Source organism: Staphylococcus sp. EG-SA-17 (assembly GCF_017151845.1).
Lineage (GTDB): Bacteria > Bacillota > Bacilli > Staphylococcales > Staphylococcaceae > Staphylococcus > Staphylococcus aureus.
In genome coordinates this window covers 71649-87997 of record NZ_JACVZO010000010.1, presented here as the reverse complement: position 1 = coordinate 87997, position 16349 = coordinate 71649, and the positions used below count along the sequence as shown (strand labels likewise).

Here is a 16349-nt window from a genome sequence, read left to right as displayed (position 1 = left end):
GCCAAAGATTAAAAAAATTAAATGCCACACTTACAATTGAAACAGTAAGAGGACAAGGCTATAAGGTGGAGAATCATGTTTAAAACACTCTATGCTAGAATTGCGATTTATTCCATTACGGTTATTTTATTTAGTGCATTAATAAGTTTTGTATTAACAAATGTTTACTATCATTATAATTTAAAAGCATCTAATGACGCGAAAATCATGAAGACGCTTAAAGAAGCAAGACAATATGAACAATCAGCTAAACCAACGCACATTCAACAATATTTCAAACATTTAGGGCAAATGAATTACCAAATAATGACCGTTGATCAAAAAGGTCATAAGACATTTTATGGGGAGCCGTTTAGAGAAGATACTTTATCACAAAATGCTATTAACAACGTATTAAATAATAAAGATTACCATGGTATTAAAGATAAACCATTCGCATTATTCGTAACTGGATTTTTCGACAATGTAACAGATAATACTGTTGGTATTAACTTTAAGACAAAAGACGGTTCAATAGCAGTATTCATGCGCCCAGATATTGGAGAAACATTTAGCGAGTTTAGAACATTCTTAGCCGTCTTGTTAATGTTGTTATTATTTATCTCGATTTCATTAGTTATCGCATCAACCTATTCAATCATTCGTCCAGTAAAAAAGTTAAAGCTAGCGACCGAACGCTTAATTGATGGTGATTTTGAAACACCTATCAAACAAACACGCAAAGATGAAATTGGAACATTACAGTATCACTTTAATAAGATGAGAGAGTCATTGAGACAAGTTGATCAAATGAGGCAGCATTTTGTACAAAATGTATCTCATGAAATCAAAACACCATTAACACATATTCATCATTTATTAAGCGAGTTACAACAAACTTCTGATAAAACATTACGACAACAATATATAAATGATATTTATACCATTACAACGCAACTGAGCGGATTAACAACTGAATTGTTGCTCTTATCCGAATTAGATAATCACCAACATTTATTATTCGATGATAAGATTCAAGTCGATCAACTCATTAAAGATATTATTCGACATGAACAATTTTCTGCTGATGAAAAGTCGTTAATCATTTTAGCTGACCTAGAATCAATCGATTTCCTAGGAAATCAACGTTTGTTACATCAAGCATTAAGTAATTTATTAATAAATGCTATTAAGTATACAGATGTTGGTGGTGCCATTGACATCGCTTTGCAACATAGTCACAACAACATCATTTTCACAATAAGTAATGATGGTTCACCAATTAGTCCACAAGCTGAAGCACGTTTATTTGAACGTTTTTATAAAGTGAGCAAACATGATAATAGCAATGGTTTAGGTCTTGCAATTACAAAATCCATCATTGAATTGCATCATGGTACAATCCAATTCACACAAAGTAACGAGTATGTAACCACCTTTACTATTACACTGCCAAATAATTCACATTAATCTCTACCTCCTGAAAAAACATTTCTGTTTTTATTACAGGAGGTATCTTTTATATTAATTAACGCTTTCTAGCCACTTAACATTTAATTTCTACCATTCAACAAAATTTAAATATATCGATGGTCATTTATGGTTTAATAATTTTGAAGGAGGCATTAACCTATGATGAAACTCAATTTATTTATCAATGCAACTGAGACGGAATCTTATATTGATATACATGCACCTAAAATGAATGATCACGTTCAAAGTATTATTAATGCAGTCAATGATTTAGACAAATCACATACATTAGTCGGATACATAGACAAAGAAATCCATATCATTAATGTATCAGATGTTATAACATTCCAAGTTATTAATAAAAATGTAACAGCCATTACAAGCAATCAAAAATTCAAACTAAAATTACGACTTTATGAACTAGAAAAACAGTTACCACAACATTTCATTCGTATTTCCAAATCAGAAATCGTCAACAAGTATTACATTGAAAAATTATTATTAGAGCCAAATGGACTTATACGTATGTATCTTAAAGATGCACACTACACCTATTCTTCTAGACGTTATTTAAAATCTATAAAGGAGCGCTTATCAATATGAAAAATTTGAAAAACTCATTATTTATTAGCTTAATCATTGGTTTGTCCCTTTCACTGTTCTTTAGTATGTTATTTGCAGACGGCAAATATTATCCACTGAACCCACAATCAACTATTGGCATATTGTATTATAATCATTTCACAGAAACTACCGTAATGTTGATTTCTATCATTTTATGGTTACTCATAGGCGTCGTCTTTTTCCTTGGAGATTTTATCTTTAAATACACAGATTGGGGCATTACTAAAGCAACTATAGTGCATTTCATAACAACGTATGTCGGATTCTTACCTTTAGCAATACTTGCCGGTTGGTTTCCACTAACAATAAATTCCCTAATCATATTTACAATTATCTTTATTGTGGTTTACACATTGATTTGGATTATTCAATTCTTTAAAAACAAGAACTACGTAGACACTATTAACGAGCAACTGAAACAATTAAAATGATTTTTATTAAAATTATAAAAGCTATACATTGCATTAAAGTAGTCTCTTCTGCAATGTATAGCTTTATGTTGTATTTATTTTAAATACGCATGAACTGAATAATATGTTTTTACTATTTTCAAATTAAATTGTAACTGCAACTGTCCTTTACAACATCAACTTATCATGATAAAAACCTAACGAAATGCATTTTCAAATATTTTATTCATAATTTCTGCTACTTCTTTAGGACTCTCTTTATATCCTCGTTTGACCCAATCTTGTAACACACCAATGATTGCATTACTCATAAAAATAAGTAAAAAATACTTTTCCTTCGTCGTTAACATTTTTGTATTTAATACTGGTACAACATTAATTTCGATACGTTGTTGTAGTGATTTTTTTATGACTTGATGTAATTTATAAGCACTCTCATCACCTAATAACATCAATATGAGCTGTCCTTCACTTAGCCAATAATAAATCATCCTTTTAAAAAATACTGCTTGTGTCATAGGCCTCTCTTTAATGAACTTCTTTTTAGCAACTTTTAACAATGTATTAAGATAGCTGTATATAAAATCATCTTTAGTTTTGTAATGTGTATAAAAGGTTGTCCGACTTATTTGACTCTTTTCACATATATCTTTAACAGTTATATCATTATATGCCTTCATTTTTAATAGATTTACCATTCCATCATGTATGCGATTTATCGTTTTCGTTACACGACTATCCGTAAAAGCTGTTTGATCCATATGCCCCACCTTTTTTCTGAACACTAAAAGCAAATATGTTCACTATCTGTTAATATTTTATTCGCAATCTTAATATACGCTTAAGATGATATATAAATAAAGTGAAATGTATCTCAATTTAGGAGGGGTTGTCATGGACGCAACTATAGCGAAGTTGGATAAAGTTGTAAAAACGTATAACAAGCATCACGTATTAAACGAAATTAGTATGTCAATCAATAAAGGTGAACTGCTAGGGTTAATAGGTCCTAGTGGTTCTGGTAAAACAACAACAATAAAGTGTTTACTAGGTATGGAAAAAGTAGATTCGGGATCTGCAGAAATTTTCGCTCATAAGATGCCTAATCGCAAAGCTTTAAATCGATTAGGCTATATGGGGCAAACTGATGCATTATACGAAAACTTAACTGCTTATGAAAACCTAGAGTTTTACGGTCGTTTGTCAGGACTGAAAGGAAATGTATTAAAAGATAATATTGAAAAAAATATCGTTCTAGTGAATTTAGAGCAAGCGTTAAATAAAAAAGTTGCACAGTTTTCAGGAGGCATGAAACGCCGATTATCTTTAGCAATAACATTGTTGGCCGAACCAGAATTAATCATATTAGATGAACCAACTGTAGGCATTGACCCTAAATTGCGCCAACAAATATGGCAACAATTCAAGCAAATGACCAAAGACGGAAAGAGTGTCGTCATCACAACACATGTTATGGATGAGGCGGAACGTTGCGATAAAGTTGGACTTATTGTCGACGGAAGAATATTTGCTATAGATACGCCAACCAATTTAAAACAAAGATTTAATGTAGATACAATTGAAGCGGTATTTATTAAAGCTGAGGAGGTTCGTCAATCATGAAAATTTTAGCTATTGTTAAACGGGTATTAAAAGAAATGTTACGTGATAAACGTACTCTTGCGCTGATGTTTCTAGCACCAATTTTAATATTGACGCTTATGTATTTTATTTTTAACGGTGATGAAAACGATTTGAAAATCGGTATCGATACATCTGTTTCATCAAATATAACAAAACAATTGCCATCATCCGACATAAAAACTCAAACGTTCCATTCTCATGAAAATATCAGATCTAAAATCGAGAATAATCATCTTGATGGTTATATTTACCAAGAAAATCAAACATTACATGTCATTTATACAAATGAAGACCCTAACAAATCTAATATGATCAAACAAATGATTGGCAAAGCTATACAACAAGATAAAATAAGCAGTATAAAGCATCTAATTGAAAAAGCACCTCCGACCATGAAAGCACCAAACAAACAAGATATTAAGATTTCGCATTCCTATTTATACGGTAATTCTGATAGTACTTATTTCGATAAAATGTTTCCAATACTAATGGGCTTCTTTGTATTTTTATTTGTATTTCTAATTTCAGGTATAGCTTTATTACGTGAACGTACAACAGGTACGTTAGAACGTGTATTATCAACTTCAATTCGTCGAAGTGAAATCGTCCTTGGTTATCTGATTGGCTATGGTATATTCGCAATCATTCAAACATTAATCATAGTCCTATTTTCAATATATTTATTGAACATTAATTTAGCAGGTAGCTTATGGTATGTAATTTTGATTAATATTTGTTTAGCTATTACAGCATTATCTATGGGGATTTTCATTTCAACGTTTGCTAATTCTGAGTTTCAAATGATTCAATTTATTCCACTAGTTGCTGTACCTCAGGTATTCTTTTCAGGAATTTTCCCACTTGAAAATATGCCTGATTGGCTAGGTAACATCGGCTATCTCTTCCCTCTTCGATATGCTGGTGATGCTTTAACTAATATTATGATAAAGGGGCAAGGTTGGAGTAATATATGGTTCGATTTACTAATTCTAATGATTTTTATCATAGTCTTTATTATCTTAAATATTGTTGGTTTAAAACGATACAGACAGGTATAAATGCTACAAAACTTTTAAATGACTTCAATCAAGATAAGCTTCTAAATATAAAGCACTGATAATAAAAACAACCACTAAAAAACGGTAATGTCTATCGCATTAAAAAAGACATTACCGTTTCGTTTATTATTTAACTTGTAAATACTTAGTTACTTCTTCATTAATTTTGTGATATAAATCCTCATGATCTGTTAAGCGATAACCAAATGACGGCACCATTTCTTTAATCTTTGGTTCCCATCCTTTGAATTCATCACGATAGCATCGCTGTAAAACATCAAACATAATATCTACAGCTGTTGACGCACCAGGTGATGCACCAAGTAATGCAGCTAATGTGCCATCATCTGACGTAATGACTTCGGTACCAAATTGTAAGTTACCTTTAGAATCCTCAGTATCCTTGATTACTTGGACACGTTGCCCTGCTGTAATCACTTCCCAATCTTCATTTTTAGCATTTGGGAAAAAGACTCTTAAATCATCCATACGCTCATCATTAGATAACATCAATTGTGACACTAAATACTTCGTAAGACTCATTTCTTTGATACCTGCAGATAACATCGTCACGATATTATTTGGTTTAACCGATTTAATTAAATCCATATGTGAACCTGTTTTTAAAAATTTAGGTGAGAAACCTGCAAATGGACCAAATAACAATGAACGCTTGCCGTCTACAAAACGTGTATCTAAGTGCGGCACTGACATTGGTGGCGCACCCACTGCTGCTTTTCCGTACACTTTAGCATGATGACGATCAATCACTTCTTGATTTGTACAGCGCAGGAATAATCCACTTACCGGGAAACCACCAATATGTTTTGATTGTTTAATTCCAGTCTTTTGGAGTAATGGTAAACTCGCACCGCCAGCACCAATAAATACAAAATCAGATTCATATGTTGTCGTTTCGTTAGTTTCTAAATCTTTAACTTTAACTAGCCATGCCCCTGATTTCTGTTTCTTGATGTCTAATACATTCTGCTTATATTGAATTTCCACACCACGTTGTTCTAAATTATCAAATAACTTTGCAGTTAACGCACCAAAGTTAACATCTGTACCAGTTTCATCATAAGTTAAAGCAATTGGTTCATCAGACTTACGACCTTCAATCATTAACGGTACCCAAGATTTCATTTCTTCTTCATCTTGCGATAATTTCATTTTTTCGAATAAAACACTTTTCTTTAACGTTGCAACACGACTTTTTATAAAAGCTACATTATCTTCGCCAATGACAAAACTCATGTGTGGCACCGCTTGAATAAAGCGATCTGGGTTATCTAATTGTCCTGTTTTAACTAAATATGCCCAAAACTGCTTTGAAATTTGGTACTGCTCATTTATCTTAATTGCTTTACTACAATCAACTGTGCCATCCTTACCTTCTTTTGTATAGTTCAACTCGCAAAGTGCTGAATGCCCTGTACCGGCATTATTCCATACATTTGAACTCTCTTCGCCAGGTTGTGCTAATTTTTCAAACACTTTAATATTTTTCTCAGGTGATAATTCTTTAAGTAATGTTCCTAATGTTGCACTCATAATACCGCCACCAATTAAGATGACATCTGTTTTGCTATGTTGTGTTGTCATAACAAATACAGTCCCCCTTTTTAAAATGAATAATGGAACGTTCGACAAATACGACATATTAATACCACTTTGAATCAATAAGTGTCTCAATAGGCTCCCATAGTGATGCTCTATTACTATCTACTATGTATATTAATATTTTATAATAACGAAACTACTTTAATTATATACTTTATGTGCGATAGCACAAAGACAAAACCACAAACCTTAACAGCTATCAACCAATTTAATTTGATTGCTGATTACTCACTCTTCATTTTAACATAAAGCTCTACCATTATTATAATGTCAAACTTCTTTCATTAATAATCCATTAAAAAAAGATGAGATGTTAGAAAACATCTCACCCTCTGTATATTTATATTTTGAAATACGTTTTTTTATAGTAATGACAAGATGAAAGTCCAAATACAGATGAATATTAGTAAACATACACTGTATTTCAATGTCATTTTTAATAATTCTGATTCCTTACCAACTTGTTTTACTGCTGCAGTTGCAATTGCAATTGATTGTGGTGAAATCAATTTTGCCGCTACACCACCAACTGTATTAGCAGATACAAGAAGTGAACCACTTGTTCCAATTTGTTGTGCAACAGAAGCTTGAATTGGTGCAAATAATGAGTTGTTATTTACAACTGATCCTGTCATAAACACACCTATCCAACCTAAGATTGGTGATAGAACTGGGAAGACATTACCTGCTTTAGCAATACCTTGACCCATTGCTGCACTTAAACCACCATAAGTTGTGATTTTAGAAATTGCTAAGATGAAACAAATTGTAAGGACTGGTAACCATAATTCTTTAAATGTAACACCGAATAATCTACCTGCATCTTTAAAGTTAACCTTTTTAGACATTAAAATTGTAATAATAATAGTTAATAAAATAGCTGTACCTGTTTGTCCAATAATATTTAAAGTCAAAACTAATGGTTTATGTGTAACTTCACTGACTGTTCCAGGTAAGTTGTATTTAAATACTAATGATGATAAAGCACCATTTGGTAAGAATAAGTTTTTAAAGAATGGCGCACTCCAAATCATTACAATGACTGTTAATACAATGAATGGACTCCATGCATGTAATACTGCTTTTGCAGAATGTGCTTTTGCAGGTTCAATTTCTTCATCTTTATTAACACGATAAATGTGTTTTGGTTGGAATTTTTTAGAAAATACTGCTAATGCTAACATTGTTAATAACGGTGGAATAATATCTGCTAATTCAGGTCCACTGAATACTGTTAATAATCCTTGAGTAAGTGTATAAGTGATTGAAACTACTAAAATTGCTGGTAATGTTTCTTTAACACCTCTAAAACCATCAATAATAAAGATAAGTAAGAATGGAATAATGAAATTTATGATTGCCAATGTTAAAGTTGCTGATTGAGAAACACCTAATACTGAAACATCTCCAGGTAATTTCAACGTTTCTACAACACCTACAGGGATACCAATCGCACCAAAAGCACCAGACGCTGCATTTGCGACTAAACATAACATCGCAGCTTTTAATGGATTAAATCCTAATTGTGTTAATAAAAGTGCACAAATTGCAATTGGTACACCAAATCCTGCTGCACCTTCTAAAAATGCGTTGAATGCAAATCCAATAAGTAAAACTTGAATACGTTGGTCTTGTGAAATATTTGTAATACTATCTTGAATTGTTAAAAATTGTCCAGATTCAACAGTAATTTTGTATAACAATACTGCCATCATAACGATATAGCCAATCGGAATGATACCTTGGAAGAAACCTTCGACTACTGCACCAGAAGCGATACCAACTGGCAATTTGAAAAATGGTATTGCAATTAGTAATGTTACAACAAGTGTTGTAATGGCTGCATAAATACCTTTCATTTTAAAAACAGTTAAACATAGTAAAAACAGTACAATCGGTATTGCTGCAATTAAAGACGATAATAATAAATTATCAAATGGGTTAAACGTATTTACTAACATAGGCTGACTCTTCTTTCCATAAAGTAGTAGTGTAATTACTTCATTAAAATCATGCTCTGGCTATAGCATTTTGTTATCGATAACATTTTACAGAACAGTGAGATTAATGTGATTTTTTTCACAATTAAAATATACCATTTTTTCAGACTATTAACAATATCACTTTCCTATTTAATTGTTTTATTTTTCATTTTAAATCTGTTCATCAAAATGAATTGTACTTAATGTAATGAAGTAACTTATACTATTCATGAATTTTACATAAGACCGTGCTAAAATAAGGAAGATACTACGATGAGAAATGGAAGTTATAGCAATGATTAAACAGATAAATGTTTCTAATATGCAAAAGTTTGAATCTCAATTAATGAAAGCTCAGTCTGAAGGTTATACACATGTCGTTCCATATGCCAATGAGATAATGATTTATCAATCTATGTTAGATGCGGTTCAATTATATCCTAAGTCTATCGTGGTTGATTATACTGTGGATGGACAATACAAAAATGATTGTCACTATTTCGGTCAATCAACGATCAACATTGCCGATTGGGCTCAAAACAATAATTACTATCCTAACCTGATATATGCGATTCAACAGACTCTTGATTTAATACATTATTACTCTGTAGAAACGATTTTCGATTTAGCTTTATTGACACTTCTGAAAGGTGATTTATCAATCGATGGTCATGTCGTTTTTGATTTTAAAGCCCCTTTAGCAACAAGTGCTTCAATATGGGAAACTATTAAAACTATTGAAGATTTTGATATGATGTCTCAGTTTTATTTGAATAAAATGGCTTATATTGATCATCATCCTATACCTTTTCGCAACCTTTTTATCGAGGATTCAGAACAACTTAATTCGCCAGATAATTGGTTGTATTCTACCAAGTTTATGCTACCTAAATGGTTATACAAAATAGCAAAGCAACGTGCTGATAACAAACAATTACAAAACTTCGGCTTGTATACGAAGCAACCAAACGTTTTAAAAGATCACATCGTTTTTATCGGTGATCATCATCAATATATAGGTAATTCAAAATATTTATTTACTTACTTCGTTAAACATAATCCAATGACTGCCTGTTATTTTGTTACTGACGATCGTCGCGGACCACATTTCATATCACCTAAGTCTGAAAAAGCTGACGAATTGATTAACAGCGCACGCGTAGTTTTAGTTGAAAATGATATACCTGAAACGTTACAACCAAACGGTACTTTAATTCAATTACATCAAGGCACACCAATAATGCAATTATTTTTAGATAGTAAAGAGCCTATTAAAAATATAGAAACACCTTTTTATCGTGCTAAAAGGTATAATCGCTGGTTGCAATTCGATTATGTTATACATTCTGCTGATGATATTAGCCACTTTTATCAAACGGCTTTTCCTAGTCACCAAGCAAATGTATTGGCTTACGGTAATCCTAAGCACCAATATTTACTACAAAAGCGTAACGAAAGTACTACTCAACAACAGTATAAGAAATCGTTTAAAATAAATGATCAAAAACCAGTTTTATTATACGCACCTATTGGATTAGTGAGTGCGCAACAATTACCACTATCAGATGCTTTATTCAAAGCCTATCATGTTGTGGTTCAGGGTATTGATGAAACGATGTTACCAGAAGAGGCGATTGTTGCACCAAAATATCTTAGTGCTCAAGACTTAATTCTAATGTCTGATGTCGTTATCACTGATTACTCAAATATAATATTTGATGCGATGGCTATAGACAAATCAGTAGCATTATACACTCCAAATCACAGTCAATATATTGAGTCTCAAGGTGTTAACGAAGATATTTGGCGTCATCTATCAAAAATTTGGTATACAGACCGACAATTATTAATTAATAATTTAATTTCCCAGGCAATACCAGTGATTAAATATCCACAAATACAACATAAAGAACAACCATTAGAATCTATTTCACAACTTATATTGTCTAAGATGACATCTAATCAATAGTGTTTAAATTCATCAGTGGCTGTGAATGAGGTTTAAAAGTACTATAAAACGTAAACTTTTATACTTTAAAATACGCAAAAAAAACGGTAAACCCTAATTCATATTATAGAGTTTACCGTTTTAATTTTTTAACTTGCATCATAATTACATTAACATTATTGTTGGTAGTTTGGATCAGTAACCATTGCTTGTCCAGTATAATCAACCGTTACAATTGAATATTTTCCATTTGCATTTGGGTCTTTAAAACTAAACACATACTTATAATTACCATTATGTTCTTCAATAGAGTAGTCATTATACACTTTATTATTACTACCAAATTTATTTGCTTCATTATTAGCCGCATTTAAAGCTGTTTGGAAATTTGGCAATTGCTGTAAAGCTTGAGTTTTATTTCCATTAAACGGATAAATTTGACGTGCAACCGGCGCGGCATTTTGTCCATAATATGGTGCAACGTAACTTGATTTTTGATTATTATTCGCTTGATTATTACTTGATTGGTTATTATTTGTTTGGTTTTGGTCATTGTTTGTTGCATTTGAATTAGATTGTTGCTGGTTATCGTTTGCACTATTATCTTTATTATCTTTGTTTACGTCATTACTATCATCTTTATTGTCTTTCTTATCTTTAGATGAATCATTTGTTTTTTTATCTTGTTGTTCAGTTTTCGCTTTATCATCTTTTTCTTTATTACTGTCTTTTTGTTGGTCACTATCTTGACCACATGCAGCTAAAAATAATGATAATGCTAGTAACCCTGTAACTAATCTTTTCATACATATCTCCTCCTATAATTCGATATTCATTGAATAAGCTTGAAATACATATCTACCATGTGTATCTTTTCATGGCTTGTTACCAAAGACGTCAACATTAATATGATCTGAATTATCACAATATCCATAACTACAATCTAAGGTTCTTTTTATTATACCCTAATTTTTGTTCATTATTATTTAATTTTTGTGAATTTTATGTTTTCTATAAATTTAATTATTTTACTTCAACAATTCATTACGCATTTAGCATTTCAAGGCATACACAATATTTATTACTATGATTTCATTTTATCTGCTGCAAAAACAATCATTATAACTCTTTTTCCATAATTAAATCTGTATCCGTTACATCACCTGTTTGAAAATGATGTTCACCAACCACTTTAAATCCATGACGTTTATAAAATGCTTGAGCACGAGGATTATGCTCCCAAACTCCTAGCCAAATTTTATGTTTATTATGTTCTTGTGCAATTTTTTCGGCCAATTCTATCAATTGTGAACCTCTTCCGCCACCTTGAAAGTCTTTCAAAAAATATATGCGCTGTACTTCTAAATAGGTTTCCCCCATTTCTTCAGTTTGAGCACTATTAATATTCATCTTTATATAACCAACATTCGCACCATCTTCTTGATAAAAATAATGAAATGAATCTACATGGTTAATCTCTTGTGTAAATTTTTCTACAGTATAATTGTCTTTAAAAAATTGATCAAAATCTTTGTCATCATAGTAAGAACCAAACGTGTCATAAAATGTTCTAGTTGCTAATTCAACTAATTCACCAGCATCTTGTTTTGAAATTTCTTTGATTATCCCAGCCATATAAATCCTCCAATAAACAGTGATCGAATCAAAATATTACTTATGTTATTTTTCAGCCAAAACTATTTAAAAATACATTAACACAAATCAATTACAAATTGTATTGATTGTGTGTAACATCAATAAATGATACATTTATTCCAGTAAAATGGCCGTATTTTCAAAAGAGAAAAAGAGAGGATGTATCGTTGTGATAGAAACATTTAAAGCGTTTGTAATTGATAAAGATGAGAGCGGTAAAGTGACACCAACTTTCAAACAATTATCGCCTACTGATTTACCTAAAGGAGATGTGCTGATTAAAGTACATTACTCTGGTATAAATTATAAAGATGCTTTAGCGACTCAAGATCATAATGCAGTCGTAAAATCGTATCCTATGATTCCAGGAATAGATTTAGCTGGAACAATTGTTGAATCCGAAGCACCAGGATTTGAAAAAGGAGAACAAGTAATTGTAACGAGTTATGACCTAGGTGTTAGCCATTATGGCGGTTTTAGTGAATATGCGCGTGTAAAATCAGAATGGATTATCAAGCTTCCTGATACTTTAACATTAGAAGAATCAATGATATATGGCACAGCTGGTTATACTGCCGGTTTAGCAATTGAAAGACTTGAAAAAGTTGGAATGAATATTGAAGATGGTCCTGTACTCGTTCGCGGTGCTTCAGGTGGTGTCGGTACTTTAGCAGTACTCATGCTTAATGAACTTGGTTATAAAGTTATCGCAAGTACAGGTAAACAAGATGTTAGCGATCAATTACTTGAACTTGGTGCCAAAGAAGTTATCGATCGACTTCCTGTTGAAGATGATCATAAAAAGCCACTCGCATCATCAACTTGGCAAGCTTGTGTAGACCCTGTTGGTGGCGAAGGTATTAATTATGTTACAAAGCGTTTAAATCATAGTGGGTCAATTGCAGTTATTGGTATGACTGCCGGTAATACTTATACTAATTCTGTATTCCCTCACATTTTAAGAGGTGTAAACATTTTAGGAATTGACTCGGTATTTACTGCTATGAAATTAAGACAGCGCGTTTGGCGTCGTCTCGCAAAAGATTTAATGCCTGAAAATTTACATGAGATCAAGCAAGTTATTACATTTGATGAACTTCCAGAACAACTTAACAAAGTAATTAAACATGAAAATAAAGGCCGCATTGTTATCGATTTCGGTGTAGATAAATAGTATTCATGAAAAAGACATCCCGTTATGCGAGATGTCTTTTTATTTGTTGTGGATTATTAAATTTCCGATACTTCATCAATTAACATTTTACTTTAGTGTATTTTGGAAAGCCATGTATTTTCAGCACCTATCATACCTACACATTAAGCAAAATAAATGTTGATTCGTTTACAATTCATATTTAATTTCTCTTTCTATATACATCAAAGGCATATATTGCCCAATAAACGACTGTGAATGCACAACTATACAAAATAACTCTCTCAATATTTGTTAAAAATAAATAGATCATTAAAGCTGATAACACAAGTGCAACAAAATAATATATTATAGCTTGTCTTAATGTATCGATTTTCATTGTTCTAACTCCCTTAGTTACAAAGTCGAAAATTCTATATCATATCAACTTGAACTTTACCATAAAACACACATTTTTTTAATATCATTACTTAGAAAAACAAAAACATACTAAGTTAAGCTGTGTAGAAAACTCAGTATGTTTATCGGTACGATTTTTCATTTTTAAAATTTGATATACATACCGCCTGAATCTGGTTCGGTAGGCATAAATCCAAATTTTGTATATAATTTATCCGCTGGGTAGTCTGCGATCAGACTAACGTATGCACTTTCGACAGATACATTTTTAATATACTTCATAATATGTTCCATAATTTGACTGCCGTAACCTTGACCTTGGTAACTTTTCAAAACTGCAATATCAACAATTTGAAAAACAGTTCCTCCATCGCCAATCACTCTACCCATACCAATTAACCGATCTTCATCATACAAGGTTACTGTAAATAAGGCATTAGGTAATCCTTTTTCAGCTGCTTCGCGCGTCTTTGGACTCATACCTGCATTAATCCTTAATGCGCAATAATCCTCGCAAGTCGGAATATCATATGTCACTTTAACCATTATTTACCCCACTTTTCATCACACAATATATCAAACTAGTATAAATGTTTATTTACAATAGTCTTATTCGCTTCTTTAAACACTTCATGATGACTTGAAACATAACCCTCTGCATTCGCATCTGGTTGGATATATGTTTTAGCAAGGTTCGCTGCATTTGCACCATCACTAAATGCACTTGCAATTAGATGTGATTTTGCATCATGATAAACAATATCTCCACACGCATAGATACCAGGTATACTAGTTGTCGTATTACCAAATCCTTTAACACGACAATCATCATGCATATCTAGCTTTGAAGATGTTTCACTCAATAATGTATTACAACGATCAAAACCATGACTAATAATGACATCGTCAAATTTAACTGTATGCGTATCACCACTTTCAACATGTTCCAAAACAACTTCACTTATATGCGTTTCATCATCATTGCCGACCAAGTATTTAATACGTGTTTTCGGGCATAGTTTCACATTTAAATCTGTCACCAGTGTTTTCATCGCTTCATGACCACTTACATCTTCTTTTCGATAAACAACTGTCACGCTTTTAGCAATCTTGGCAATATCATGCGCCCAATCTAATGCTGTATTTCCTCCACCTGATATTAATACATCTTTATCTTTAAAACGTCTGTAACTTTGTACAACATAATGTAAATTAGTTAATTGATATCTCTCTACACCTTTAACATCTAATTGTTTTGGATTAATAATACCCGCACCAATTGCAATGATAACTGCTTTCGATGTATATATTTCTCCCGCTTCTGTTTCAACTTCGAAATGACGTTCTGCCTTTTTCCTAATATCTACCACACGTTCATTCAAATGAACTTCCGGTTTAAAATATAATCCTTGCTTAATTGTATCTTTTAAAATTTCATGACAAGGTTTTGGGGCAATGCCGCCAATATCCCAAATAATTTTTTCAGGGTAAATTCTCATCTTACCCCCTAATTCAGATTGAACATCTATTAATCTTACAGACATATCTCGCAATCCAGCATAAAAGCTTGCATACAAACCAGACGGACCGCCACCAATGATTGTAACGTCTTTCATTATGTGCCTCCTATGACTCTCTATATTCATTTCTTTCATTAACGCGCTCAAATTGATAATTATTATCATTTAAAGACATTATACTATTAATATTTATATTGTTAAAATAAATCGCATAGTTAGCCATGAATTATCAATAACTATCCCATCACAATATAAAAACACACCTTTCAAAGTACGAAACAACAATGTTCCTTTGAAAGATGTGTATATTTTTTAGTACTAGTTATATTATTTTTTAAAAGACTCATCACGTGGTTCTTTAAGAATTGCTTGTCTTAAAAGGAAAAATAGCAACAATAAACCTGCAAGCATACCTGTGTGCCCAATACCTGCAAAGCCTGCAAATGCTTCTGGAGAGTATGATTTACCAGTGACTTGGAAGAATCCTTTTGTCACCATCATACCTATAGTAACGATAACACCTATGTTATATACATAGAAGAACCAGTTAAATAAGTAGTAACTTGATAATTTAAATAACTTCTCCAATGGTAATAATATTAAAAACATAAACATACCTAAAATAAGTGTATGTGTGTGTACAAGTGATAATTGTGTTGTACCAGTAAAATCATATGCTTTTGTTAGCTCTCTATAGAAAAATCCACTAAATAAACCTATGATCATATAAAAAAGAAATGAATATAATAACCTACGCATTTTGAATCCTCCCTCACCTTTTCATTATATCCGATTATACCTATTATAACAGTGACAAAAAAGCGAAGATATGACACAACTGAATTTGGTTTAGCACATAGTATGACAGCTAAAATAACTT

17 protein-coding genes and 1 pseudogene are annotated in these 16349 nt (G+C 31.8%); 8 read left to right on the top strand and 10 right to left on the bottom strand.

The features are described 5' to 3' along the window. The 4 genes and pseudogenes from IDG65_RS06880 to IDG65_RS06865 form a co-directional block, all read left to right on the top strand. Positions 1-83 (top strand): annotated as a pseudogene (locus IDG65_RS06880) (DNA-binding response regulator); the annotation flags it as partial. Beyond that, positions 76-1449, top strand: coding sequence for a heme sensor histidine kinase HssS (gene hssS, locus IDG65_RS06875; protein WP_000477340.1), 1374 nt, complete (start codon positions 76-78; stop codon positions 1447-1449). The pseudogene IDG65_RS06880 and the gene hssS, both read left to right, overlap by 8 nt. A gap of 162 nt (positions 1450-1611) precedes the next feature. Then, on the top strand, positions 1612-2055 hold the full coding sequence (locus tag IDG65_RS06870; protein ID WP_000977038.1) for a LytTR family DNA-binding domain-containing protein: 444 nt from the start codon (positions 1612-1614) through the stop codon (positions 2053-2055). Beyond that, the gene (locus IDG65_RS06865; protein ID WP_000793163.1) at positions 2052-2507 is read left to right on the top strand and encodes a DUF3021 domain-containing protein; all 456 of its coding nucleotides are present in this window, start codon (positions 2052-2054) and stop codon (positions 2505-2507) included. Before IDG65_RS06870 ends, IDG65_RS06865 begins: the two co-directional genes overlap by 4 nt. A gap of 176 nt (positions 2508-2683) precedes the next feature. On the opposite strand, the gene IDG65_RS06860 is transcribed toward IDG65_RS06865, so the two are convergent. Then, positions 2684-3247 (bottom strand): TetR/AcrR family transcriptional regulator, encoded by a 564-nt coding sequence (locus IDG65_RS06860; protein ID WP_000372854.1) that lies wholly within the window; start codon positions 3245-3247, stop codon positions 2684-2686. Positions 3248-3380: 133 nt separating this feature from the next. Between IDG65_RS06860 and IDG65_RS06855 the strand changes: the two genes are divergently transcribed. Then, positions 3381-4109 carry an ABC transporter ATP-binding protein gene (locus tag IDG65_RS06855; RefSeq protein ID WP_000340148.1) on the top strand — a complete coding sequence of 243 codons (729 nt, stop codon included), beginning with the start codon at positions 3381-3383 and terminating at the stop codon, positions 4107-4109. After that, entirely contained in the window at positions 4106-5188 is a 1083-nt protein-coding gene (locus tag IDG65_RS06850) for an ABC transporter permease (RefSeq protein WP_000696058.1), read from the top strand. The genes IDG65_RS06855 and IDG65_RS06850 overlap by 4 nt, the downstream gene beginning before the upstream one ends. A gap of 126 nt (positions 5189-5314) precedes the next feature. On the opposite strand, the gene mqo is transcribed toward IDG65_RS06850, so the two are convergent. Both mqo and IDG65_RS06840 read right to left on the bottom strand, forming a co-directional pair. After that, positions 5315-6793 carry a malate dehydrogenase (quinone) gene (gene mqo / locus IDG65_RS06845; RefSeq protein WP_000211361.1) on the bottom strand — a complete coding sequence of 493 codons (1479 nt, stop codon included), beginning with the start codon at positions 6791-6793 and terminating at the stop codon, positions 5315-5317. Between the two features lie 380 nt (positions 6794-7173). Beyond that, entirely contained in the window at positions 7174-8772 is a 1599-nt protein-coding gene (locus IDG65_RS06840; RefSeq protein ID WP_000960863.1) for an L-lactate permease, read from the bottom strand. Positions 8773-9088: 316 nt separating this feature from the next. On the opposite strand from IDG65_RS06840, the gene IDG65_RS06835 reads away from it, so the two are divergent. Then, on the top strand, positions 9089-10762 hold the full coding sequence (locus IDG65_RS06835) for a CDP-glycerol glycerophosphotransferase family protein (protein WP_001670177.1): 1674 nt from the start codon (positions 9089-9091) through the stop codon (positions 10760-10762). Between the two features lie 155 nt (positions 10763-10917). On the opposite strand, the gene IDG65_RS06830 is transcribed toward IDG65_RS06835, so the two are convergent. Both IDG65_RS06830 and IDG65_RS06825 read right to left on the bottom strand, forming a co-directional pair. Next, positions 10918-11547, bottom strand: a complete 630-nt coding sequence (locus IDG65_RS06830) for a hypothetical protein (RefSeq protein WP_000827012.1) — start codon at positions 11545-11547, stop codon at positions 10918-10920. A gap of 313 nt (positions 11548-11860) precedes the next feature. Further along, on the bottom strand, positions 11861-12376 hold the full coding sequence (locus IDG65_RS06825; RefSeq protein ID WP_000907314.1) for a GNAT family N-acetyltransferase: 516 nt from the start codon (positions 12374-12376) through the stop codon (positions 11861-11863). 190 nt (positions 12377-12566) lie between these two features. Between IDG65_RS06825 and IDG65_RS06820 the strand changes: the two genes are divergently transcribed. After that, on the top strand, positions 12567-13571 hold the full coding sequence (locus IDG65_RS06820) for an oxidoreductase (RefSeq protein WP_000573242.1): 1005 nt from the start codon (positions 12567-12569) through the stop codon (positions 13569-13571). A gap of 181 nt (positions 13572-13752) precedes the next feature. Here the strand turns inward: IDG65_RS06820 and IDG65_RS06815 are convergent, their stop codons facing one another. The 5 genes from IDG65_RS06815 to IDG65_RS06795 form a co-directional block, all read right to left on the bottom strand. Further along, positions 13753-13929 (bottom strand): hypothetical protein, encoded by a 177-nt coding sequence (locus IDG65_RS06815; RefSeq protein ID WP_000687295.1) that lies wholly within the window; start codon positions 13927-13929, stop codon positions 13753-13755. Between the two features lie 164 nt (positions 13930-14093). Further along, the gene (locus tag IDG65_RS06810; RefSeq protein WP_000241599.1) at positions 14094-14495 is read right to left on the bottom strand and encodes a GNAT family N-acetyltransferase; all 402 of its coding nucleotides are present in this window, start codon (positions 14493-14495) and stop codon (positions 14094-14096) included. A 35-nt stretch (positions 14496-14530) separates the two neighbouring features. After that, entirely contained in the window at positions 14531-15565 is a 1035-nt protein-coding gene (locus IDG65_RS06805) for an NAD(P)/FAD-dependent oxidoreductase (protein ID WP_000655972.1), read from the bottom strand. A gap of 10 nt (positions 15566-15575) precedes the next feature. Further along, positions 15576-15692 carry a hypothetical protein gene (locus IDG65_RS06800; RefSeq protein WP_001805726.1) on the bottom strand — a complete coding sequence of 39 codons (117 nt, stop codon included), beginning with the start codon at positions 15690-15692 and terminating at the stop codon, positions 15576-15578. A gap of 104 nt (positions 15693-15796) precedes the next feature. Further along, complete coding sequence (locus tag IDG65_RS06795) at positions 15797-16228, bottom strand: DUF2871 domain-containing protein (protein WP_001253464.1); 432 nt, start codon at positions 16226-16228, stop codon at positions 15797-15799. Between the last annotated feature and the right edge of the window lie 121 nt (positions 16229-16349).